At 40.3% G+C, this 25,362-nt stretch carries 17 protein-coding genes; 8 read left to right on the forward strand and 9 right to left on the reverse strand.

Annotation, left to right across the window (positions count from 1 at the left end; genetic code table 11):
• Positions 1–44: 44 nt before the first annotated feature.
• Entirely contained in the window at positions 45–830 is a 786-nt protein-coding gene (locus tag B4N43_RS21840; RefSeq protein ID WP_088162049.1) for an alpha/beta fold hydrolase, read from the reverse strand.
• A 221-nt stretch (positions 831–1,051) separates the two neighbouring features.
• Between B4N43_RS21840 and B4N43_RS21845 the strand changes: the two genes are divergently transcribed.
• Positions 1,052–1,606: a cysteine hydrolase family protein gene (locus tag B4N43_RS21845; RefSeq protein WP_286736191.1), complete on the forward strand. Its 555-nt coding sequence runs from the start codon at positions 1,052–1,054 to the stop codon at positions 1,604–1,606.
• Positions 1,607–1,688: 82 nt separating this feature from the next.
• Here the strand turns inward: B4N43_RS21845 and B4N43_RS21850 are convergent, their stop codons facing one another.
• Both B4N43_RS21850 and map read right to left on the reverse strand, forming a co-directional pair.
• On the reverse strand, positions 1,689–2,543 hold the full coding sequence (locus B4N43_RS21850) for a helix-turn-helix domain-containing protein (protein WP_198385930.1): 855 nt from the start codon (positions 2,541–2,543) through the stop codon (positions 1,689–1,691).
• Positions 2,544–3,122: 579 nt separating this feature from the next.
• Entirely contained in the window at positions 3,123–3,884 is a 762-nt protein-coding gene (map, locus tag B4N43_RS21855) for a type I methionyl aminopeptidase (RefSeq protein ID WP_088162047.1), read from the reverse strand.
• 336 nt (positions 3,885–4,220) lie between these two features.
• On the opposite strand from map, the gene B4N43_RS21860 reads away from it, so the two are divergent.
• Positions 4,221–4,856 carry an NAD(P)H-dependent oxidoreductase gene (locus B4N43_RS21860; protein ID WP_159730838.1) on the forward strand — a complete coding sequence of 212 codons (636 nt, stop codon included), beginning with the start codon at positions 4,221–4,223 and terminating at the stop codon, positions 4,854–4,856.
• 87 nt (positions 4,857–4,943) lie between these two features.
• Here the strand turns inward: B4N43_RS21860 and B4N43_RS21865 are convergent, their stop codons facing one another.
• The gene (locus tag B4N43_RS21865) at positions 4,944–7,181 is read right to left on the reverse strand and encodes a glycosyl hydrolase family 95 catalytic domain-containing protein (protein ID WP_286736192.1); all 2,238 of its coding nucleotides are present in this window, start codon (positions 7,179–7,181) and stop codon (positions 4,944–4,946) included.
• A 518-nt stretch (positions 7,182–7,699) separates the two neighbouring features.
• Between B4N43_RS21865 and B4N43_RS21870 the strand changes: the two genes are divergently transcribed.
• From B4N43_RS21870 to B4N43_RS21885, 4 genes are all read left to right on the forward strand, one after another.
• A complete protein-coding gene (locus tag B4N43_RS21870; protein ID WP_286736193.1) occupies positions 7,700–10,456 on the forward strand; it encodes a DUF1553 domain-containing protein in 2,757 nt (918 codons plus the stop codon).
• Between the two features lie 160 nt (positions 10,457–10,616).
• Entirely contained in the window at positions 10,617–12,116 is a 1,500-nt protein-coding gene (locus B4N43_RS21875; protein ID WP_145327095.1) for a DUF1501 domain-containing protein, read from the forward strand.
• A 4-nt stretch (positions 12,117–12,120) separates the two neighbouring features.
• Positions 12,121–12,993: a sugar phosphate isomerase/epimerase family protein gene (locus B4N43_RS21880; protein ID WP_286736194.1), complete on the forward strand. Its 873-nt coding sequence runs from the start codon at positions 12,121–12,123 to the stop codon at positions 12,991–12,993.
• Positions 12,990–14,402, forward strand: coding sequence for a c-type cytochrome domain-containing protein (locus B4N43_RS21885; RefSeq protein WP_286736195.1), 1,413 nt, complete (start codon positions 12,990–12,992; stop codon positions 14,400–14,402). Before B4N43_RS21880 ends, B4N43_RS21885 begins: the two co-directional genes overlap by 4 nt.
• A 348-nt stretch (positions 14,403–14,750) precedes the next feature.
• Here the strand turns inward: B4N43_RS21885 and B4N43_RS21890 are convergent, their stop codons facing one another.
• Genes B4N43_RS21890 through B4N43_RS21900 form a run of 3 tightly spaced genes read right to left on the reverse strand, consistent with a single transcriptional unit; the run spans position 14,751 to position 19,224 of the window.
• Entirely contained in the window at positions 14,751–16,049 is a 1,299-nt protein-coding gene (locus tag B4N43_RS21890; protein WP_088162041.1) for an amylo-alpha-1,6-glucosidase, read from the reverse strand.
• Positions 16,050–16,079: 30 nt separating this feature from the next.
• Positions 16,080–17,834, reverse strand: a complete 1,755-nt coding sequence (locus tag B4N43_RS21895; RefSeq protein ID WP_286736196.1) for a class I mannose-6-phosphate isomerase — start codon at positions 17,832–17,834, stop codon at positions 16,080–16,082.
• Positions 17,835–17,886: 52 nt separating this feature from the next.
• Positions 17,887–19,224 carry a sugar porter family MFS transporter gene (locus B4N43_RS21900; protein ID WP_286736197.1) on the reverse strand — a complete coding sequence of 446 codons (1,338 nt, stop codon included), beginning with the start codon at positions 19,222–19,224 and terminating at the stop codon, positions 17,887–17,889.
• Between the two features lie 90 nt (positions 19,225–19,314).
• On the opposite strand from B4N43_RS21900, the gene B4N43_RS21905 reads away from it, so the two are divergent.
• Positions 19,315–20,052 carry a GntR family transcriptional regulator gene (locus B4N43_RS21905; protein WP_232475551.1) on the forward strand — a complete coding sequence of 246 codons (738 nt, stop codon included), beginning with the start codon at positions 19,315–19,317 and terminating at the stop codon, positions 20,050–20,052.
• 76 nt (positions 20,053–20,128) lie between these two features.
• Here B4N43_RS21905 and B4N43_RS21910 read toward each other — a convergent pair whose 3' ends face one another.
• A complete protein-coding gene (locus tag B4N43_RS21910; protein WP_286736198.1) occupies positions 20,129–21,460 on the reverse strand; it encodes a hypothetical protein in 1,332 nt (443 codons plus the stop codon).
• Positions 21,461–21,759: 299 nt separating this feature from the next.
• On the opposite strand from B4N43_RS21910, the gene B4N43_RS21915 reads away from it, so the two are divergent.
• Positions 21,760–24,090, forward strand: coding sequence for a GH92 family glycosyl hydrolase (locus B4N43_RS21915; RefSeq protein ID WP_286736199.1), 2,331 nt, complete (start codon positions 21,760–21,762; stop codon positions 24,088–24,090).
• Between the two features lie 65 nt (positions 24,091–24,155).
• Here B4N43_RS21915 and B4N43_RS21920 read toward each other — a convergent pair whose 3' ends face one another.
• On the reverse strand, positions 24,156–25,337 hold the full coding sequence (locus B4N43_RS21920; protein ID WP_286736200.1) for a homoserine dehydrogenase: 1,182 nt from the start codon (positions 25,335–25,337) through the stop codon (positions 24,156–24,158).
• Between the last annotated feature and the right edge of the window lie 25 nt (positions 25,338–25,362).

Here is a 25,362-nt window from a genome sequence, read left to right on the forward strand (position 1 = left end):
TTTAAGGACCAACAAGTAGGAGCGGACATTCAATGTATCTAATTTTATTGATCTAAAAACTCGGCAACAAATGCGTCAAATGCCTGTGGATTTTCGGCTTGAACCCAGTGACCGGCATTGGGAATTGTTTTAAACACGGCATTAGGAAATTGTTCCCTGATCTTAATTTTATCTTCAGGTAATATATATCTTGATTTCTCTCCAGGTAGAAATAATGTGGGACCGTTGAATATTCCCGATTTTACCCCGACAGTGATGAACTCCGTATATTTATTTTTTAAAACATCCAGATTAAAGCGCCAATCTAATTTCCGATCTTCTCTGATATATACATTTTTCAATAAAAATTGGATAACTCCCGGATCACTCAAATAGTGTTCAATCTTTACTTGTACATCTTTCCTGTTATCCAGTGTTGTGATATCCACAGCAGATAGCGCATCGAAGATATCCTCGTGATGTGGCGGATAAGCTTTTGGGGCTATATCAGCGATGATCAGTTTTTCAATTTTTCCGGGATGATCAATAGCAAATTGCATCGCTACTTTTCCGCCCAAAGAATGGCCCAATAGGAGGACTTTATCTGCTCCAATGGATGTTATATAGGCCAGCAGATCTTCTACCATAACTTCCACCGACATATCTTCACTATGGAAACTTCGTCCGTGATTACGAAGATCGAGTAAATGTACCTGTCTTTTCTCTCCGAAACTACGACCAAAGGATCCCCAGTTGTCTGCCATACCAAAAAGCCCATGCAGAACAATTAATGGAGTGCCACCGTTATCTGCGCCATATATTTTGCTGTGTTGTAATTCTTTCAATGCCATGCTATCTATTATTGCAATTATCACCTCTCTGTGATCTGTATATGCAGCGAAGTTAGCTTTTGTTGGTGATTTTTTGATCGAAATTATGTAAAACATTTACATCACTTCCTAGTTGATCCCATCTTGTCGCTCTTATCAAAATGGTAGTATTTGGTGATTTATTGGTAGTTCATCGCCGCCATGTCCACCTTAATTTTGTGTAAACTTAATTCATAAAATAGATGAGCAATAGCGCGTTAATAGTCATTGATATTCAAAATGAGTATTTTGAAGATGGCGGAATGGAACTTGTCGATCCGTTGAAAGCAGGTAAGAATGCAAGAAGAGTGATCGACCAATTTAGGCGAAGAAAATTGCCAGTGGTTCATATCCAACATATTTCTTCAGATCCCAAAGCAATGCCATTCTTTATTGATGGTACAAGAGCTGCCGAAATTCATGAAAGCGTAAGTCCAATGCCAAATGAGCTTGTCATACGTAAACATTTTCCCAACAGCTTTAGAGAGACAGAATTATTGGATTACCTTCGCAAAAATAAGATCGAGGAACTTGTTGTCGTAGGCATGATGACCCATATGTGTATTGATGCCACGGTACGTGCTGCTGTCGATTTGGGCTTTCCATGTACGGTAATTGATGATGCCTGTGCGACGCGCGATCTTGAGATCAATGGCTCAGTAGTTGGTGCACTGGAGGTTCAGCATGCATTTCTTGCAGCATTGGCATTCTTTTATGCGGAGGTTCAGGACACCGAGACGTACTTGGAACGCCATTGATTTCAATGAAAGTTGGGCCATGTGGTTGCCGATCTGCACGGCTCGATTTTCATAACGTCAATTTGTATATGTAATTCAACATCTATTTTTTGAATTCCTGAATAAATGCACCAATGGTTTTTCCAGTTTGAGTTTTGAAAAACCGCATTAAATGATTGGGTTCTGAAAAGTTAAGGTCAAAAGCAATTTGATTAACGGAATGGTCAGAATGGATAAGAAGGTCCTGAATCTCGAATAGTAAACGCTGCCGAAGTAGGTGTGTCGCTGTGGTATTAAACTGTGCTTTAACGGCCTGATTTAACGTAATCCTACTTATTCCCATGAGTGTCGCATATTCGTTTACCCGTTGTTTTTCCCGAATGAACTGTTCCATAAGTTCTTTAAATTGATAGGCGAAGTTATTTTCCGCTTTTTGGTTTGGCAGCTTATTCAAGCGGGCATATTTTCGGTTTAAAGTCTGCAATAGGTAATAAAGTAAAGAACGGATAATATGGGCACTATCTGCTTGGGTTTCGATAAGTTCAAGTTTAATTTCGGCAAGAAGACCACAGAATTTTGACATATGTGTGTCATCTGCTATAATTTGGGGAACATAACTAAGCTGGTAGAAATATAATAGTTTATATGTGAATAGTTTATCTGAAAAGAAATCATTCAAAAAGTCTTCCTGAAAAATCAATGTTGTAAATTCAAGGTGTTCTGGATCCAGTTCCCAGGTATGTTTTTGAAAAGCCGAAATAAAGATGATTGAATTGTCGGACAAGGAGAGGATCTCTTGCCCCAATATTAATCTACCTTTGGCTTTTTTGAAAAATAGAATTTCAAAAAAATCTTTATGGTAAGTATCTTGATGTGTATAATCCGTTTCTTTTTCATTGAGGACATTCAACAAAAACTCAACACCGCATTCACCCTTATGGAATTTTATTGTTCTCAATCTAGATTACTTTAATGAACCAAAAATACTAAACTTTATACGTTACACCAGCCTAAATACAAATATTATCGTACCGTTTTAGCCTCATGTTCATTGCCGCAACTAAGCAGGGAATAAGGATTGGAGGCGAAGTGTTTGAATGGTAAAAAGGTTTTCTGTTATTGGGTATTTTTCAAAACAGTAATCAAAACAGTAATCAGAACAGTTCAAGGAGAATAGATGAGTTGGGGGGGATGTTATGAGAGAAGCTGAATTTTGAAAATGGAAATAAAATTTTTGGTAAAAGTGATTTTCATCACTTTTTTGTTGGGAAAAATACGCTACTTTTACTGCTGTAGCCATTTATCCAGTAAGATTAGTCTTTGGTATTGACAAAAATTATTTAGCCATAAAAATATATTATTTGGGGGTTTTCTCGTTATGAGAGGCCCCTTAATTTTTATAACAACCTCTAGTTCTGAGATGAAGGGACTATGTACGCCACCGCAAGCTTGAGGTCTTGTTTTAAAGAAAATAGGTCTTTTCGACAGCTTTCAATAACTTGTTCGAAAAGACCTATAGGTGTCTTCTTATTCCTGCTTAGTAAATTGCATTCTGTGCCGTTAATATAACAGGAGCGCCATCGGTAATGAGAATTGTATGTTCATGTTGCGCCATGAATCCACCTTTGTCCCCAACCATTGTCCAGCCGTCGTTGAGTTCGGTCGCGTATGTGGAGGTCGTTGAAATAAAGGTTTCAATAGCAACAACGGTATTTTTTCGAAATCTTCGTTGGTCGAAGCGATTTTTATAGTTAAGCAATTCATCGGGTTCCTCGTGTAGACTTTTTCCTACACCATGTCCGCCAAGGTTCTTGATGACTTTATAGCCTCTTTTTTTCGCTTCAGTTTCTATTAGATGCCCAATATCGGCTATTTTCACACCACCACGAATATTATTGATTGCTTTTTGAAGAATTTCTTTTGAAGCTTTTACTAATTTTTCGTGTTGAAATATGTCCTTTCCTATAACAAAGGAACAACCATTATCGGCCCAATACCCATCCAGTTCGGCAGATACATCGATATTGATCAAATCACCTTCTTGCAATAGTCTTTCTGCAGTAGGTATTCCGTGGCAAAACTCGTTGTTTATACTGATACAGGTGTAGCCTGGGAAACCATAGGTAAGAGCGGGAGCAGAATTCGCACCCATGCTTTTTAATATTTCGGCTCCATATTCGTCAAGCTCTTTCGTGGACATACCCACTTGAGCATGTGCTATCATAGCTTTTAAGGTGATGGCAACGGCATCGCTCGCTTTTTGTATGCCTGTTAGTTCTGTTTCATTCGTTATAGACATCGCTGATGTTTTTATTGTGGAGCAGGTGAGCTCTGTTTTTTATTTTGTTATTTATAACTACCGGGAACAAATGATTGAAGGTCATTTTGTTTTAATCGGATATAAACCAGTACAAAGGTCTTAATAAAATTGAATAAAATAGGCATTTGCTTGCGATTACAAGTAAATATACTGTGTTTGGGCATTAAAAGTCTAATAACAAATGCCGAAAAGCAATGTGTTTTTGCCCTAGTTTTTATTGTTTTAGTCCTTTGTTTTGATGTTTAGACATTTATTTTTTTATGTATCTTTACATAACTTTATGATGTTGCTATTGATCATTTAAATTAGAATAAAATGGCTTTATTAGATACCCTAGAATGGCGTTATGCCACAAAAAAATACGACCCTACAAAAAAGGTCGCTCAGGAAGATTTGGATAAGATTTTGGAGGCAGCACGTATGGCTCCGAGCTCGTCTGGACTTCAACAGTTCCGTGTGATTGTGATTACGAATCAGGAATTAAAAGAAAAAATTGTACCTGTGGCTTGGGGGCAACAAATTGTTGCTGATAGCTCACATTTATTGGTCTTCGCAGGATGGGATAGCTATACGGACGAACGTATTGATAATACCTTCGACAAGATGAATGCGTTGAGAGGTTTACCTTTAGACACCACTGACGAGTATAAAAATAGATTGAAAGCACAGTTATCGAGCCTATCCGGTGAGCAACAAGCAGCCCATGCGGCTAAACAAGCCTATATTGCTTTTGGTCTGGCAATTGCTCAGGCTGCAGAATTAGGCGTTGATGCAACTCCAATGGAGGGTTTTTCAAATGCCGAATTGGATGAACTTCTTGGTTTAGATAAACTGGGATTGAAGAGTGCAGTTATGCTTCCTTTAGGCTATCGGATGGAAGAACAAGATTGGTTGCTGAAGCTGAAAAAATTTAGACTTCCGAAAGAGGAATTTTTGATTGAACTCGCATAAATTGCAGAACAGTATTAAAAAAAGCGTTTCAACACTTGGTTGAAACGCTTTTTTTATAGTTGCCTCCAACTTACATAGGGACCGCCTTTATAGACTACATAAGTTTACTGTTTGCCCCTTTTTTAGTTTCACATATTGTATGGTGTTATCTTTCTGTAAGGTCTTTTTCGTACTGACATGCATGAGCGTCTTGGGTTCAAAAATTCGAAAGGTACCATCTTCGGTCGCAGTTATTTTCAGCATAACGATTTTATCTCCTTTTTTCTCAGCGCTTACGATAAATCCGCCCATCGTTCTTAAATTTTTGAAAGATGCTGTTGCCCATTCAGCAGGTAAGGCTGGAAAGATTTCTACATAGTTATTCTTGCTCTGAATGAGCAATTCGTGTATTCCTTGCGCAAATGCAAAGTTGCCTTCCAACGTAAATGGTCGATACGTAAAGTCTGAATATTGCCCACCTTTCTGGTCGCCATTCAGATGAAAGGAATTGGTGGAACAAAAGTTCTGTGCAAATTTTTGAAGATTGCTAACGGCTTCCTTTCCTTGTTTAGCTCGCGCGTGTAAACAAGCCATCCATGCAAAGGAATAACCTACCCACGCACGGGTACCCAGTTTTTCAATATGATCTAGGGAACTTTCGATGAGCTCTTTTTCCTGCGGATTATTGATGTCTAATAAATCCAATGGATAAATTGCCATATAGGGAGACATATGCCGATGGGAATGTTTCATTGGAAGATTTACAGCAACTTGTAGTCCGCTTTTATCCGTCGCATAATGAGGTAGTTGGGCCTTACATTTTAACCAAGCTTGCGCTTCTTGCGGTTTTCCCATTGCTGTGCTCACCTCAGTAGCAGCCTGGAATAGAAAATGCGCTAAGCTAAGGTCGAAATTGGTCCAGTTGTCAAACCACGCTGATACACTATTGTCGTTGTATTCGGGACTGCTACTCAAAGGCAGGTAACGGAGTCCATTTTTTAATGTGGTTATATTCTTAAGGTAAGTCGCAGACGCAATGATATAGGGATAGGCTTGTTCTCTTAGAAAGGTTTTATCCATACTATATTTCCATTGCCAATAAAAATGTTGGGCCGCCCATGCACCAATCGTAGGAGAAAGAGAATACTGAATCCATCCACCCATAGGGTCTCCATTTAAAGTAAGGACACCGGGTACATTCAGCCCATCGACACCGAAATATTGCTTTGTAAAGTCGCGGTTTTTTTTGCGGATCTTCCAGAGCCAATCTGTATAGCTTTTGGCTTCGGCTAATCTATTCCCCGAATAGGCTGGCCAATAGCTCAATTGGGTGTTAAGGTCATTGTGAAAGTCTCCTTTCCAAGGGGGGAGGCCACCATTATCTGCCGTCCAGACGGCCTGAAGCGTAATTGCTGGAGCGCCTTCTCTTGCGACAGCACCGAGCTTGTACATATCAAGATAATATTGCTTTTCAAGATTTTTTTCAGGAATAGTTATACTTGATTTGGACCAATAGTTTGACCACCAATGCAAATGGCTTACTTGTTCTTCGGTGTATTTTTTGAGGGAAAGTTCAGAAGGGTTTGCCCTTTGATCGTTGACGATTGTCCAATATCCAATCAGTTTTTTAGCTGATATTTTTTCCCATCTCAATACAACTTCAAAAAAATGATTGTCATAAGTTTTTTGGTGCAGCACTTCGTAATTGCTGGTTCTGGTTATATTTCCTTGCTTATATCCTAATCTTGCTAAATCTTGACCTTCTACAACGCTTTTGTTTTCATCTTTGTTTGCGCTATTTTCATATTGATGGGGAATTAATTGAGGAACAAGTTCACTCACATTGTTTCCTGTAATTTCAAAATAGCCAAAGGGTTTATAGGCGTGTATGAAGGTTCTTAATATCCGACCATCTTTGAATTTAAGAATATTGGTGGCCTGTTCCAGGTCAAGTACGTTCGAAACGACAGGGCCAAATTTCGCTAAGTCAAAGAACAGCGACGCTGCTGGAAGCTTGGTGGGATAGGGGGATCTATCGTAAGGAGCGTCTCCCCACTCTTGTACAATGCCATAGCTGTTGTTTTTTATTTGTTGTTGGACCCAATTGAAATTGTGGTTTTCTATTGCAAAGGCCTTTCTTTCATCCCATAGATCTGCGCGATCAAGTGAAAATCGAATCGTATTATCTTTTTTCCAAATCAGTGCACCCAATTGACCATTTCCCAACGGAATGGCTTCATCCCACCGCGAAGCTAACTGATCGAAATGGAGGTTGTTGTCCGGTGTCGGTTGACCGAAAGAGAACACTGTAAACGAACAGAAGAGTATTAAATAAAGATATTTCATAATTGAAAGGGTTAGCTTGTAAATTTAAAACTCTGGAAGGGGAGATACTGACACTATTGTTACTTTTTTGCATACTATTTTATCTATGCGATGCCCTTGAGCCTGTTGAAATCATTTTAATAGCAGATTTAGCGGTGGTTGTATGCAGTGCAGAAAACTAAAAAAGTTAATTCGTATCGAAATTGTTATACTTTTTGATTCGAATAAATATGTCGCAAAAGTGTTGTTTTATTGTCTGCTGTTTAACCAAGGAAAGTACGTTATGCTGTCTTAAATCAACCTTTTGAGCAGGTGGGTCTATAGTGTCCAGAAAATCTCGCAAGGGCAAGGGGTAATATTGTTTATGTTTCTGTTAATCTAGTTTTAGTATAATCCAGTGTTGTTCTCTAATTTTATCCTACTCGAAACGAGCACATTTATGGAATAGTTTCGGCTCCACTTAACGAAGAAAATAATCATTATTCATTTCGTTTAGTGCATAAACCTAAAATAATACAGAATAGATATATCCCCAGGCTATGAAAAAAAAGATTTTGGTGCTAATATTATTGGCGCTTGTGCTTATTGGTACAAGCATTTTGACTTTTGGAAAAAAAGAGCCAGTTGATTTTAGCGCTGATGTTAAACCGATATTGAATAAACATTGTATCACGTGCCATGGTGGGGTTAAAAAAAATGGTGGTTTAAGTTTTCTTTTTGAAAATGAGGCATTCGCCAAAGCCGAGTCAGGCAAATCAGCAATTATTCGTGGCGATGGCGAACACAGTGAACTGGTAAAGAGACTGATTTCCGATGATCCTGAATTGCGTATGCCTTACAATGCCCCTAAACTGAATGACGATGAAATTGATATACTCAAAAGATGGATCGATGAAGGAGCTAAGTGGGGAGAGCATTGGGCCTATACAACACCTAAGGAAACGGAGGTCCCTAAACCTTTTTCGTTGCTCAGTATATTTGGTGTAAAGCCCAAAGGGGTGAACAATACGATAGATTTTTTTGTTTTGGATAAGATGAAGGAGAAGAAATTGTCCTTTGCAGATGAAGCCGATAAAGCATTGTTGCTCCGAAGAGTGTATTTGGATCTAATTGGTATCCCACCCTCGTTGGCGGAGATTCAAGCCTTTGAAGCAGACCAGCGTGATGATGCTTATACCCGGCGGGTAGACAGTCTGTTGGCTTCTCAGAAATATGGCGAAAAGTGGGCGAGTTGGTGGTTGGATATGGCACGATATGCCGATACGAAGGGCTACGAAAAGGATGGCTCGCGCACGATATGGACTTATCGGGACTGGGTCATCAAGGCCTTAAACAAGGACATGCCTTATGATGAATTTACGATTGAACAGCTTGCCGGGGATTTGCTGCCGGAGCCAACCAAGGATCAGCTTATCGCAACCGCCTTCCATCGCAATACCATGAATAATGATGAAGGCGGGACCGATAGCGAGGAATTTCGGATGGCTGCGGTTTTGGATCGTTTAAATACAACTTATCAAGTATGGTTGAGTACGACCTTCGAATGCGTGCAATGTCATAGTCATACTTATGATCCGTTTAAATTTGAAGAATATTATAAATCGTTAGCTTTTTTTAACAACACCAGAGATGAAGATACCCAAGGTGATCATCCTAAACTGCGTTTTTATACTACACAGGATGAAAAGCGAATTGACAGTATAAAGAGGTGGTTGTCGACGACAGGAAATGCAAGCTTGGTAAAATCAACAGATCTATTCCTTCACACCCTTGAGCCCAAAGTCCATGCGCATTACAGCGACCAAATCGTAGATGGTGCGCTTTATGATACGAAATGGTTGGGGGTGCGAACTGGAGGATCGGCTCGATTAAGGGCAATAAACCTGGATAATAAACAGCAATTCTTCATGAATTTCTGGACAGGTGCGGTAGGTGGAAAATTGGAAATTCACTTGGATAAACTTAGCGGACCAATACTTGCCGTTATTGATTTGCCGAGTACGAATGGAAGACAGGTTATTCAGTCTCCCATAAGTGCGACTCGTGGTGTACATGACTTATATCTGGTTTTCAAGAATCCATCTGTCGCTCATGGACAGCCGATCTGCATGATTGAATGGTTTGCATTTCGCGAGAACTTTCCACATGAAAAGTCACTGGATAATATGAATTTTCAAAAGACTTTTCTCCAGTTGGTCAACATGCAACCTGAGGGAGTACCAATCATGATTGAAAATCCCAAAGACATGCATCGTAAGACAAACGTATTTATACGTGGTAACCGCCTGTCGCTAGGTGCGGAAGTGCAGCCTACAGTTCCGGCATCACTGAATAGTTTCCCGAAGGGGGCTCAACGCAATCGTTTGGGGTTTGCGCAGTGGATTGTCAGCAAGGAAAACCCATTGACAGCGCGAACTTTAGTTAATCGCGTATGGGCTCAACTATTTGGTCGGGGGCTTGTTGAACCATTGGGAGATATGGGCACACAGAGTATTCCGCCGATTCACCGAGAATTACTAGATTATCTTGCCCTAGATCTGATGAATACCAAAAAGTGGAGCGTTAAAAAATTGATCCGCGAGATGGTATTATCCGGAACTTATAAGCAGTCCTCTAGCTTGAACAATTCCAATTTTGAAAAGGATCCACAGAATTATTATTTGGCAAGGGGACCTCGCTTTAGATTATCTGCCGAACAGATTCGTGATCAGGCTTTAGCCGTAAGTGGATTGCTCAGCAATAAAATGTACGGACCAAGTGTAATGCCATACCAACCGGATGGGGTATGGATGACTGTATATAGCGGTGAGTCCTGGGTGAAAAGTGCTGGAGAAGATCAATACCGAAGAGGCATCTATACGTTTTTAAAGCGTACGAGTCCCTATCCTTCCTTTGTTTCTTTCGATGCTTCTAGTCGGGAGGTTTGTTTGGTCGACCGTATCCGTACCAATACACCGCTACAAGCGCTCGCTACATTAAACGATCCTGTTTACCTCGAAGCGGCTAAACATTTGGGGGCTATTATGGAAAAGGAGGGAAATGGAAACCTTAGAAATGGTATCCGTGTCGGTTATAAACGTGCAATGTTGAAGGATGCCGATGAAAAGAAACTCAAAGAGCTGGAACATCTTTATCAAAAAGCGTTGATTGATTTCAGCAAAAAGCCTGATTCGGCAGCCAAATTTTTGAATGAAGATTTAGCAAAAAGCAATGTAAAGGTCCTGCCTTCAAAAGCTGCCTACATGCTTGTTGCCAATGCCGTGTTGAATCTGGACGAATTTTTAACGAAATCATAAATATGGACTGAAACTTCTGAATAAGGGCTTTCGTATGAAAACGAAGTCTCTTGTTAAGAAGGGTAAGGCCTATGAAATAATAAGAATATAAACCGAAATGAGCTAAAGCTGCGAACTACAAAATTAGCGACACAGCCCGTTCATACGTAATGATAGTCAGATGAAAGATCTAAATAAGCTAATAAAAGAAGCGCAACAATTTGAATTGCAGGCTGTCACAAGAAGACATTTCCTAAAGGATTGTGTGGCAGGTATCGGAGGTATTGCTTTGGGTAGTTTGCTGACGAGTTGTAATGGATGGGGACAGTCAAAATCAGCAGAAAAGTTGGATCTGAATGCTCTCAATCCGCTGGTACCCAAGCCTCCTCATTTTCCTGGTAAGGCTAAAAGTGTAATTTATCTGCATATGGCCGGTGCTCCGTCGCAATTGGAGTTATTTGATTACAAGCCTGCATTGCAGAAATTACATAATCAACCTTGCCCGGAGTCCTTGCTCGCAGGAAAGAAATTTGCCTTTATTCGTGGGGTTCCAAAAATGTTGGGGCCACAGGCTACTTTTAAACAGTATGGAGCAAGTGGAGCTTGGGTATCAGATCATTTGCCTCACTTTAGTAAAGTTGTTGATGAAGTGAGTTTTCTGAAGGCCGTGCATACCGATCAGTTCAATCACGGTCCAGCGCAATTGTTTATGCATACGGGAAGTGCCCGTCTCGGCCGGCCAAGCATTGGTTCATGGGTAACTTATGGCCTGGGATCTGAAAATAGCAATTTACCCGGATTTGTTGTGTTAACATCGGGAGGTAAAACACCGGATGCAGGAAAAAGTGTCTGGGGAAGTGGATTTTTACCATCGGTATACCAGGGCGTTCAATGTCGTTCAAAAGGTGATCCCGTATTATATATTGCCGATCCTGAAGGGATGGGAAGGGATATGAAGCGTGATTTGATTGATGCCATAAATAACGTCAACAAAACAGAATACGATACCTTTAGAGACCCAGAAACCTTGTCGCGGATTGCACAATATGAGATGGCTTATAAAATGCAGGTTGCAGTTCCTGAAGTGATGGACATCAATAATGAACCTGCTTATATTCACGAATTGTACGGAACTGAGCCGGGTAAAGAATCGTTTGCCAATAATTGCCTCTTGGCTCGGAAACTCGTAGAACAGGGGGTACGATTCGTTCAGTTATTTGATTGGGGTTGGGACAGTCACGGTACAAATCCCGCAGATTCGATTGATCTTGGCTTTAAAAATAAATGCCGGGAGATAGATCGACCAATGACCGCATTGATTATGGATCTAAAACAACGTGGTTTGCTGGAAGAAACACTAGTCGTGTGGGGAGGGGAATTTGGACGTACACCGATGCAAGAAAATAGGGACAACAGCGATATGCCATTCCTGGGACGCGATCATCATACAGACGCCTATACCATCTGGATGGCAGGCGGGGGAGTTCGTAATGGCATAAGTTACGGTCAAACCGATGATATCGGGTTCGCGGGGGTAGAGGGGCGCAGTTCTGTACACGATGTCCATGCGACTATGCTCCACCTTTTGGGTTTTGATCATGAGAAATTTACTTACGATTTTCAAGGAAGGCCATTCCGATTGACAGATGTGGAGGGTGAACTTATTCAAGCTATAATTTAAAAATATGAAACAATTTCTAGTATTAATTTTATTTATGAGCAGTTTTCTATCCATGACTGCCCAGCAGTTACACATTAAATATTATTGCACCAATTGGGGAAATAGCGATTCCTGGGATGCGTTCTGTCTCCGGGTGAAAAATGCTGGTTACGATGGTGTTGAATCCTGGTTGCCTGGTAGTCCAAATGAGCGCAAGGAGATGATTGATGCATTATATAAATATGGATTGAGTTTAGGATTGCTTTCAGGCGGATCAGGCGGAACTTACGAGGAATATAAACAAAGTTTTAAGCGTAATTTGGATGAAGCAGCACAGCTGAAACCCGATTATATCAATTGCCATACAGGTAAAGATTATTACTCGTTTGAGCAGAATAAAACATTGATTGAGCTTGCTGATGCAGCTAAAAATAAGTACCATATCCCCGTTTATCATGAGACTCATCGCGGAAGATTTAGTTTTGCAGCTCATGTGACAAAAGAATATTTAGAGAAGATTCCGACCTTACAACTTGCATTGGATATCTCGCATTGGTGCAATGTGCACGAATCAATGCTTTCTGATCAGCCCGAGGCTGTAACAAAAGCACTTTCCAGAACGGAGCACATTCATGCACGAATTGGGCATCCTGAAGGACCACAAGTCAATGACCCTGCGGCTCCTGAATGGAAGAGTATCGTTGCACAACATTTGACCTGGTGGGATAAAGTTGTTGCTAAGCACAAGGAAAATGGGGTGAAGTTATTGACCATAACGACCGAGTTTGGTCCAGCGGGTTATTTACCCACATTACCATTTACACAACAACCGGTGGCCGATCAATGGTCAATCAATGTTTATATGTTGCATTTACTCAAAGACAGATATAAAGAATGATAGTTTTCTTTGATGAATTATTGGGCTTTTTGGGACGATTTCACCCGCTTTTGGTCCATTTACCGATCGGCATATTATTGTTGGCTTTTGTTATGGCAATTAGGACTCGGTTTAAAGACGGTGATATGTATTTGCCTGCTATTAAGCTCTCCTTATTCCTAGGGACTATCGCTGCTATAGTAGCTGCTTTATCGGGTTATCTGCTTTCACGAAATGGAGGTTATGAGGAGGATGTCCTGAGCTATCACAAGTGGCTGGGAATTGCCGTGGCTATCAGTAGTTTATGGCTTTGGTTTCTTTATCGTAAAGAATCTTCTGGTGCATTTCGCTTTTGGCTTTTTTTCATCCTGGTGCTCTTAATTGGGGTGACCGGACACTACGGTGGAACACTGACACATGGAAAGGGTTACTTTGTGGAAGCGATGCCAGTAGCACTTAAAAAGCTGTTTAAAACGGAGGAAGCTAAAGAGGAGGTTCTTATCGTTCAAAATGCGCAGGAAGCAGAAGCCTATAAGGGAATTATTCAACCTATTCTAAAACAGCGTTGTCAAAGCTGCCACGGGCAAAGAAAGCAGGAAGGGGGGCTGGCATTGGATACAAAAGAGAATTTGTTAAAAGGAGGAGAGAACGGTACAGTACTAAATGCAAATGATTCGAAAAAGAGTGAATTATATGCCCGATTGGTGTTGCCCGAGGGACATAAGAAACGTATGCCCCCTAAAGGCCGTACACCGATAACTGCTGATCAGATAAAATTGATTGCCTGGTGGATTGATCAAGGAGCCAATTTTGATAAAAAAGTGCATGAAATACCACAAACGGAGGAAATAGCTCATTTGTTGAAAAAATTGGAAACAGGAGAAAAAGAGGAGTCTGCTGTATTGTATGCTGATCTACCAGCAGCACCTTCTTTGCCAAAAGATAAAGTTGATGCTTGGCAGGCTAAGGGGATTAAGATCATCCAAGTTGCAAGAGATAATAACTTCGTGTTGGTTAATGCGATTAATTATCCTCAATTTAATGACAAGGACCTACAGGAGTTGTTGGCCATTAAGGATAATATTGTACAGCTGAAATTAGGAAATACGGCTGTTACAGATCTTGCTTTTTCAACACTTTCGGCAATGCCCATTCTTTCCCGTCTACATCTGGAAAATACAAAAATTTCCGATGCTGGATTGAGCCAGCTGAAAGGCCTGTCAAAATTAACGTATTTGAATCTGACAGGCACAAAAGTTACATCAAAAGGTCTATCAAAACTGAACGAGCTTCCGAGTTTAAAGAACCTCTATCTCTATAAGACGCTAAATCAGGAAGTCGCTGCAATAAAGCAGTTGAATGCTAAGATTAAGGCAGATACTGGTAATTATAGTTTGCCTTTTATTGAAACCGATACAATCAGGTTTTGAGCTGTTATTGGACCTGGCGGCTACACGATGAAAATCCGCGATCCAAATGGAATGCTCTTGTACAATTTAACAACTTGGCGACATAGACAAGTAATTTAAGGAAAATAAACAGGATATTTTAGCGGATAGGAAACGAGTATACAAAGGAGAATGCGGAAAAGGCTTTAGCGTAATATAAAATAGGAATGCTAAGGTGACGATTTCAAATAAAACCTTCATGACTTCGTAGGCACCAACAGCAATGAAAGCAAACTGAAGGTTCTTTCTGGCCAATAAGATTAGACACTTTCAGAAAAAAGAGCAGCAGGAAATTTCCTGCTGCTCTTTTTACATCGCGATAAGCTGTTTTTATTTCGTGCCAGCATGTTCTAGTAATTCGATAGCATCGTAAAGCACGCCTGCTTCACCTCTAAAAGTTCCTGAACCTTCTGGTTTATTATCTTTTGTGTACCATTCATAAAAACCTTTATTTTTGATAACACGGGCAAGCATCGGCTGTATTTGCTCATAAGCTTCCTGTTGAAAACCATTTTTAACGAGCTGCTGAATCATACGCCCACCGAACCAGGTCCAGTCCCCACCATTTTGATAACCATACGGATACATGCCCTTGTTTTTAAATGAACCTGCAGGATAAGTTGGGTACACGGTGAGTCCAATTGTTGCCGCACCAGCGTCTTTTACATTTTTAATCATTTTATCCAATGAAACTTTTATTTGCTCTTTGCTGAGTAAATTTGCCTCAATAGCGATAGCTGTTCCTCCATGATAATAGATTTGATTTTCATCAAAATCAGCTGCAAATGGAGAGCCTTTGATATAAATATGGGGAATAAACTTTTGGTTCTTTTCATCCCAAAGGTGTTTCATGGTGTTACTTGCTATGGAAGCTCTGATTTTTCCCCATTTTTCTTTTTTCTCAGGAAGTAGATCCATGTAGTTGTCAAGGGCGATCAAAAACATCGCATTGTCGTAGATGTCCAAAGCAATATGCGAATTTTCATCTAGATGTACACCCCAGTCATGCTCGGGTTGAACGTCGCCCCAATCAACCGTGGTTGCACCCCAAAGTAAACCATAAGTATCATTATAACGTTTGTCCAATAAAAATTGCAAAGCATGTTCCATGCGATCCTTTACAGTTGTATCACCAATTTTTTCATTGAGAAAAGCTTTGTCTTTAGTAGCAACGATATATTTGTGTACCGCTTGAATTAAAGAAGATTCCTGGTCTGTTTCAACGGTGTTTTTATGTGCAGCATAATCAGGAGCCAAGGAGCTGGTGATTGTGTAATAGTCCGATACGCCATTTTTTAAGCTGGACTTTTTGACAAAACCGTCGGCAATATTACCATCAGAACCTTGTAGTTTAAAGAACAAAGCCAATTGATCTTTGATCTGTTCATGGGGATGTACTTTTGTTGCTAAGGTGATAAATGTGTTGTAATCTCTAATCCATACCTCACTGTATCCATCCCCCGCATTGAATCCGCTTTTGATGATGTTCGTAGCCATATCTTTGACAATATGGAAACTGCTATCTTTTTGGATGCTGTCTTGTAAATTGTTCGTAGAAACTTTACTGCCCGCGTTTTGGCAGGACAGTAATAGGAGCGATGAAGATAATGCAAAAAATATAGTTCTCATTGTGCTGTTTGTTTATAATAAATGGTTTGATTAACATTTGGATTCTTTGACAAAAGATTGGATAACCTTGGCCTTACCGTTTCCTAAATTACGCAATGTATAGGACCCAGCAGCAGCAGGAACGGCAAAAGTCTCGGCATAATGGAAGACCCTTTTCATGCCATTTGCTGTCGTCAGCTCAATTGCCTCGCCCTCGACAAGCATCATGATATGACACTGTCCCTGCGTTTCAATCGAAACATTCTGATCGAATTCGTATCTAAAAACATCGTAGAAATGATCTTCATGCGTTGGCAAATGTATTCTTGTTGTTTGCGCATCAAGGACTTTTTCACTGGGCTGAGATAGCAGTGTGTTTTTTACGACATCACCTTTCCGGCTAAAATTGAGGTTAGCGAATGCTCTATCGATATTTAATGGACGTGGTTTCCCATCTAAATCGGGACGCACCCAGTCGTACATTTTAAAGGTATAATTATAAGGTGTTGCACTGATTTCGAGTACGAGATTGTTCACGCCGGAAGAATGTACGGTACCATGTGGAATCAAATATAACTGGTGTTTCTTGGATTCGAATTTTTGAACGTATTGCTCGATATCCATAGCTATTCCGCTATGGAAGCTCTCTTCTAAAGCTGAGCGAAATTTGTCTGCATCAATTGTTTGCTGAAAGCCCAGATACACTTGCGCGTCTTCTTTTCTATCAACGATATAATATGATTCGTCCTGTGTGAAGTTTTCTCCAAATTCTGCTTTTGCATAAGCTGGACTGGGGTGACATTGAATGGATAGGTTGCCGCCATCAAAGGTATCCAGGAAATTGAAGCGTATTGGGAATTCAACATCGAAACGTTGCTGTGCATGACCGAGTACATTGGCACTTTCTTGAAACATCAATTGATCGAATGAAATTTCGAGAGTATGTCCATCTGCTTCGAGCAAAATACCATTTTCTGGGACAATCATTTCGAAGGACCACGCATAGTTTTTGACATCCTGATCGATGCCCGTAAGGTGCTCTTTCATCCACTGTCCACCCCATACTCCGGGTTCAAAAGTTGGTCGTACGCGGAAGTAATTTTTGGACATGGCCTGCAAAGTATTGTGTAGATCTTTCCCTGTAATCCATGGTAAGTTGTGTGATGATTGTTGATCGGCAAGAATTTCGACACGGGACAGAATGGATCTTTTATGTCGGTTCAATATTTCCCAGTCGACAAAATAATAACGCTTATAGGTTTCCTTTTGATTGGTTTGTGTTGAACAGCCTAAATTTAAAGCTTCGCCAGCACGCATGCGTTGAATAAGCACATTTTTGGGCAGATCAATAAACATCAGTTGACTAGACGTATCAACTAATGATGCTCCAGGACCATAAAAGATGGTATATTCACCTTGTTTTGAATTGGAGTTCGCTAGTATTGTTTGAAAATCCGTTAGCTTTTTAGTATCAAAGTATTCAATGAGCTGAATCCCGGCCTTTTTTCCGAACAATGGGTCATTGCCGCCTAGGTAGGGGGAGACAATATCCTGGATGGCTGATTCCGATTTTAAGGCAGAATCCATCGCAATAAATCGTGTGGCTATGCCCTGTTTTTCAAATTCTTGCTTTAGGTTGGGGATGATTGTGCCCCAGTTAACACCTACAAAACCATCAATGCTATGTATATTATGCGTAATGAGATGTGCAACAAGATCTTGGTAAGAATTTGATAAGTTTCCTTGGACTGGAAACGTCGGAGCGATTTCGTACTGAAAAGGTTTTGTTTGAGTATTAGAATACATATTGATGTAATTTTTATTGCAAATGAATGATGTTGAATAAATAGCTTTTTGTTTACTTGTCTGTTGATTTTTTGTTGTGTTTTTCAATCCAGAATTTTTCGATCTCCTCCAAAGGTTTGCCCTTCGTTTCTGGAAGAAATCCAAGTACAACAAGGAATGCGATGGCACAGAAAAATGCAAACAACCAGAACGTATAGCGGGCGCCCCAGGAAGCGAGAAGAATAGGCGTTAGTTGCCCCACGATCGCATCGGAAATCCACATCACCATAATACTGATACCCATGGCACGAGCCCGGATGGCATTAGGGAAAATTTCGGCTGCGACGACAAATTTTAGTGGGCCAATGGAAAAAGCAAAGAAAAATAAGAAGGAAAGTATCGCGATAATCAATGCGATATTATTGACTTGACCTTGATTAAAAAGATAACCAGTAACCAGCAAACTCAGGGTAGCACCTACAGTCCCCAAAAGATATAAGGGACGTCTGCCCCAATTATCAACCTTCCAGATTGCGAAGAAAGTAAATAGCACATTGGCGGCTCCAAAGAATAACTGGGCATGATAGGAATTGTTTAATGAAATACCTGATTCAAGCAATATGCTCGGACCATAATAAACAATTGCGTTGATTCCACTGAGCTGTGAAAATAAAGGGAGGAATAAGCCCAATAGAAAGGCCTTGCGATAAATAGGAGAGAACAGATCACGTAGATTTCCTTTCGAGGAAACATGGCTGACCTCTTGTATATCCGATAGTCCTAATGTGGCACTGATCGCTGCAACTTCAGTGTCTCGTCCATTTTTAGAAAGCCAACGCGGACTTTCAGGAATAAAGTAAACTCCAATGCATAACAATAAAGCCGGTATTGCGCCAACTAAAAACATAGTTCGCCACAGTTCATTTTGCTGGGCGGAGGTATATTCAAGAATCAGGTAATTGCTGATATAGGCAAATAAGATACCGAATGTAATAGCGAGCTGGTAACAGGTGACTGATCTTCCTCTAAATTTGCTTGGCGATATTTCCGCGAGATATAAGGGCACAACAATTGAGGCTATTCCAACACCCAGGCCCCCAATGCTTCTACTCGCAATCAATATGCTGTAAGAAGGACTGAATCCACAGCCAATTGCTGAGAATAAAAAAAGCAGGGCCGCAGTAACAAAGGCTGGTTTTCGGCCGTATTTATCTGTTAATGGTCCTGTGAAAAATACACCAACAATACAGCCTAGCAAAGCTGAACTGACAAAAACGCCCTCTTGAGCAGGAGATAGCCCGAAAAATTGCTTCACCAACGGCAAAGCACCGGCAATTACAGCCATATCGAAACCGAAAAGGAGTCCTCCAAGTGAAACGATACATAAAATGATGATAAATCTCTTTGACATCTGCGGTTTATATTAATATGTATATACATACAAACATATATCTATTTTTTTAATTATGCAAAAAATCTTATTTTAGCACAAGCAATCCAAATGATGAATTTAAAAATAGATCATAAAAGTCCTGTTCCGCTGCATATACAAGCTGAGAATTTGTTACGCGAATTAATTAAGCAGCCTGAATATATAGAGGGGAAATTATTACCCAATGAAATTGAATTAGCAAAAAGATTGGCAATTTCCCGTTCTACTTTGCGTTTAGCGATCAATAAACTGGTATATGAGGAGCTGCTAATTAGAAAGAAGGGGATAGGAACGAAGGTGGCTAGTTCTAAATTCAGTTCAAAATCCAAAAATTGGTTGAGTTTCTCACAAGAGATGAAAAATCGTGGGATTGAGGTGAAGAATTTTGAACTTCACGTCAGCTGGGTTGTTCCGGATAAAGCTGTTTCGAAGTTTTTTAATGTAGATGAGGATCAGAAGCTGTTAAAACTAGAACGTCTGAGAGGAAAGAAAGATGACCCATTTGTTTATTTTATCTCTTATTTCCATCCACGTATAGGTTTAAACGGCGATGAAGATTTTAAGCGGCCTCTATATGAAATCTTAGAAGCCGATTATCATGTCGTTGCAGATCTTTCTCAGGAAGAACTGGATGCAATGGCTGCAAATAAATTTATAGCGGATAAATTGGAGATTAATATCGGTGATCCTATTTTGTCCCGCAAGCGGTTTGTATTTGACCAATCTGGAAAGCCAATTGAATATAATTTAGGGTTCTACCGTGCGGAAAGTTTTACCTATACTGTTGAAAGCAGAAGAGATTATTAAGTAATTCACTCATCCTATTATCCAGTCAAAAAGGATGATAGGACGAGTGAATAGCTAATGTATTTATTCTTTTCTTTTAATGATTCTTTTCTACGGTAGTTTCTGCCCAGTTTTCTAGGAGCGCTATTGCTTTACTGAGCACTCCTGCTGAACCTTTGAATTTTCCTGATCCGCTAGGGACGTTATTTTGACCATACCATTCGTAAAATCCTTTGTTTTTCACAACCCGATCGATCATCGGTTGAAGTTCTGCATAGGCTTCTTGATAAAAACCGTTTGAAACGAGTTGCTGGATCATCCGTCCGCCGAACCAAGTCCAATCACCACCATTTTGGTATTGGTAAGGCTGAGCCATTCCTCCGATGAAAAATCCAACCGGATAGGTCGGGTATAAGGTCAATCCAATACTCGGCATGCCAGATAACCGCACGTTTTCCAGCATTTGCGTATTAACTGTTTTTATTTCTGAAAGGGAAAGTAAGCCGGCTTCTATCGCGATGGCGGTGCCCCCATGATAATGAATCGTATTTTCATCAAATCCTTTTGGGATAGGAGATGTCTTAGGGTAGATATGAGGGATGAATTTTTGTTTTTTCTTATCCCATAAATGACGTCTACTGTTTGTTTCGAGACTCTTTTTTAATCCCTTCCATTCTGTCACCTTCGGAGAGTTGGGCTGAATATCAATCAATGTCTGCAATGCAATAATAAACATCGCATTGTCATAAATATCGATCGCCTCATTGGAGAGTTCATTCCAGTCACAACCAAAGCTATCGTTGGGTTGTACATCTCCCCAATCTGCCGTCATCGCACCCCAAAGCAATTGATACTTGTGGTTGAACCGTTCTCTTTTCAAATAATCCAACATGAGTTGGATGCGATCTTTGACAGAAATTCCACCGATAGACTCCTCCAGGATACTGTAATCCTTTGTGTTCCGGATATATTTACCGAGCAGTTGGATGAGTGACGTTTCCTGGTCTGTTTCTACTGTATTTTTAAATCCAACATGGCCTGGCGCATTTTCTGAATAATAAGGTGTGTCATCGTGCCAGGTAAAATCCTTCTTAAGGACATAGCCGTCTACCATTTCACCATTAGGCTGTTGCATCTGAAAGAATACTAAAATGGCCCCTCTAATGTCCGCTTGGGACCGCTCTTCCAAGGCGGTTTCAATAAATGTATTGAGATCCCTGGCCCAAATCTGTGAGTAGCCACTTCCAGCATTGAAACCTTCTTTGATGACCTCTCGGGCAAGGCTGTCGACATATTTTAAGTTTTGATCCGCGAGAATGCTTTTTGCCAACTTAAGTTGAGTTATACCGTCGGGTTTTGTTTGTTGTGCAGCTAGTTGGGTTCCGAGTAACAGAAGTATTAGACTAAAAAATAGGGTGTTTTTTTTCATTGTGGTTTTATTGTAATTTTCATCTACTTCAGGGCTTTTGATCGAAGATCAGCCGTCCAATGTGTGTTTTTTGAATTTATTTACTGGTTATATTTTTAGTATGTATGTACAATCAAAGTTATGGAAAAATGTCAGTATTTAAGCTTTAATAACGTTTTATTTGGTTAGTATTTAAAATTTTACAAATTTGGGCATTATGGTGAGGCCTTTTCCGTAGTTAAATCGCGTAACAAAATAGAGCTAATGTTTATACATAGTCATTTTTTTTGTAAGTTTGCTGTAGAACCTAATTGAGAACAATGGTAAAGCGTATCATTTATTATTTTTGTAGTTTATTTGTTAGTACGACGGCTGTTTTTGCACAGCAAAAAACAGATTTGACCGTTTTTGTAAAACCTAATATTGGATCCGTTCATAGCCGGTATTTCTTTTATACACCAGCAGCAGTACCTTTTGGAATGGCTAAGCTCGCTCCGAGCACAAATGGAAGCTATGGGAACAAGTCAGGCTGGGAAGCTGTGGGGTACGATGATAGGCATGGGTCAATAGAAGGATTCGCTAATTTTCACGAATTCCAAGTAGGCGGAGTGGTATTTGCACCGTCCGTTGGAAAATTGAAGACAACTCCTGGTCAACTTGATCGTCCACAAAGCGGCTATCGTTCTGCTTTCGATAAGAAAGATGAGTTTGCTACTTCTGGCTATTACCGCGTCAAGTTAAAAGATTATAATATACTTGCGGAGCTCACTGCAACCAAGCGCGTCGGTTTTCATCGGTATACTTTTCCAAAAACTGAAGAAGCCAACCTTATTTTCGATATTGGCCATGTTATGGGGGAAAGTGGCCCGGTCGTTGATGCTGAAGTGAATTATGACAAAAAGCACGTCTGGGGATATGTGGTTACCAACCCTGTATACGTACAAAAATATCAGCAGGGTGCTCACGTTAAGATGTTTTTCTTCGCGGAGATAAACAAACAGCCTAAATCTTTTGGGACATTTAGAGATTCCACAACTTTCGATCAACATAGTCGTATAAAGGGAAAAGGGGCTGGCTTGTTCCTGAAATTTGATACCCAGGTAGGGGAATCTATCGAAGTCAAGACCGGTTTGTCTTATACATCTGTGGAAAATGCGCAACTGAATTTGCTTAAAGAAGCAAAAGATATGTCGTTTGATACGGCAAAGAAAAATGCCTTGCAAACCTGGAATAGCGAACTGGGAAGAATTTTGGTGGAAGGGGGCAAAGTGGACGACCGCATTAAATTTTATACTGGATTGTATCATGCTTTACTTGGTCGTGGGCTTGCAAGCGACGTCAATGGTGCATACCCCAAAAATGATGGCTCGGTAGGGCAGATTGCTCTAAATAAACAGGGGAAACCTATTCATCATCATTATAATACCGATGCGATCTGGGGTGCATTTTGGAATTTGACACAGTTATGGTCCATTGCGTATCCGGACTATTACAACGACTGGATTCAGAGTCAATTGTTAGTCTATCGCGATGCAGGTTGGTTAGGAGACGGTATTGCCAACAGTAAATACGTTTCGGGTGTAGGGACTAATTTTACAGGTTTGGCAATTGCAGCGGCGTATAATGTGGGTATTCGTGACTATGATGTAAATCTTGCCTATGCCGCGGTGCGTAAAAATGAATTGGAAGCGAAGGGCCGTCTGCCTGGAGCAGGAAAGTTAGATGTAGGAGTTTTCGTTCGCAAGGGCTATTCACCCTATATAAAAGATGATAATGGTAGTCCCGAATTAATGACCAATGGATCTCCATTTGGTGCTTCGCATACCTTGGAATATGCTTTTTCTGCTGCTGCAGCCGCACAGTTTGCAAAATCATTGGGGCATCAAAAAGACTACATTAAATTTCAGGGATTATCCGATGGATGGCGCAATCTGTACGATATCACGACGAAGTTTATGCGACCAAAGGATACTACTGGACGATTTATTTCAAACTTTAACCCTTATGAACCATGGCGTGGATTTCAGGAGGGAAATGCTTGGCAGTATACCTTCTATGTTCCGCATGTCCCACAAGAATTGGTTAAACTGGTTGGAAAGGACCTGTTTAATCAACGGTTGGATAGTATTTTTACGGTGTCGCAGAAGAATGTGTTTGGAGGTGGTACACAAATTGACGCTTTCGCAGGGATTGAAAGTCTTTATAATCATGGTAATCAACCAAACCTGCATATCTCCTGGCTATTCTATTTTTCTGGTAGACCTGATTTAAGTCAGAAATGGGTACGGGCAATTTGCAATGAGTTTTATGGTAATGATGCAATACATGGCTATGGCTACGGACAAGACGAAGACCAAGGACAGCTTGGAGCATGGTATGTCTTGTCGAGTATTGGTCTATTCGATGTGCGAAGTCTCACCACCGAGAAGCCCGCGCTTCAGATTGGCTCGCCACTTTTCGATCGGGTAACGATAAAATTACCGGAGAAATTAAGAAAAAATAAATTTATCATTCAGGTGAAGAAGGAGCAACCCAATAGTTATATTGTTGATCAGGTTCGGTTGAATAACCGCCCGTGGAAAGGTTGGCAGCTTCCTTTTGAACGCCTGGTAGAAGGTGGGATTTTAGACCTCAAGTTGAAAGGCAACTAGATTTAAGCAATAAAAAAATAGCCCCATTCGGGGCTATTTTCAAGGTAGGTTGGTTTGTTGATTGCCTACGCGATTTCAGCAATAAAATTGCCCTCTTGATCCAAATCGGCTTTGTGAGCTGCGATTTGTTGAAGATTAATATGCCCTATGACATATTTGAAATCTGGTGCGTAATATCGTTCTGTGATTTCACTGAAATTTAACTTTTCAATCAGTGTATCATCGGTGTATCTCAAATAAACCTTAATTAAATAATCTTGGCTATAATTTAATGTGCTGGATTCTAAATGTTTTTTATATTCATAACGGTATCCATAGCGAAGGGCAGCGATATCCGATAGTACAGCAGAACCCGTCGGGTGGCCGCCGGCTCCTTTGCCATAGAAAAATTGTTCGTCTGCAAAGGCCGCTTTTACCAATACACCATTGTTCTCATTTTCCACATTATAGAGCATGCTGTCTTTGCCTACTAGGCGTGGTAATACATAAAGTACAACTTTGTTGCCGTCGATCTCTTTTGCTGTTGGTATCAATTTGATCTTGAGGTTCTTTTCTTTAGCAAAACGAATATCTTGTTGTCCCAATTTGTCAATACCAATATTAAAGACATCGTCTGGTTTGATATAGATTCCGTACGCATGGGAAGCAACAATACATACTTTAAATTTTGGGTCAAATCCACCTACATCAAGGGTTGGATCTGTCTCTGCAAAACCAAGTTCTTGCGCTTTCTTTAAAGCGTCTGTATATTGCTGGTTTTCATTGAAAACTTTAGATAAAATATAGTTAGAAGATCCATTAAAAATACCGCTGACAGAATGAAGTAATTCATTGTCATAGTACTCTTCTAAATTCCGTATAATGGGAATACTTCCGCAAACGGCACCTTCATACAATAAACTGGTGCCGTATTCATGTTGGATATCAACCAGCTCTTCCAAATGGCTTGCAATCATTTTTTTATTGGCAGATACCACATTTTTTCCCGATTTCAAGGCACGAACAGTTAGTTGATAGGCTGCTTCGGCATCATCTATTAGTTCGACAACAGTATTAATTTCTGGGTCACCTAAAATTGTTTCGGCATCGGTAGAAAATAGATCTGCTGGTAGCGAGCGCTTTTTATCTCCGTTTTTAATGACAAATTTCTTGATCTCCAGATTAAGGTTTTTGGTTTTGATGATATCGTAAAGACCTTGGCCTACTACACCAAACCCAAACATCCCTATTGTTAATTTATTACTCATATCTCTTCTTAAATTCTCTTATATA

This window comes from Sphingobacterium sp. UBA1897, assembly GCF_002337775.1.
GTDB lineage: Bacteria > Bacteroidota > Bacteroidia > Sphingobacteriales > Sphingobacteriaceae > Sphingobacterium > Sphingobacterium siyangense.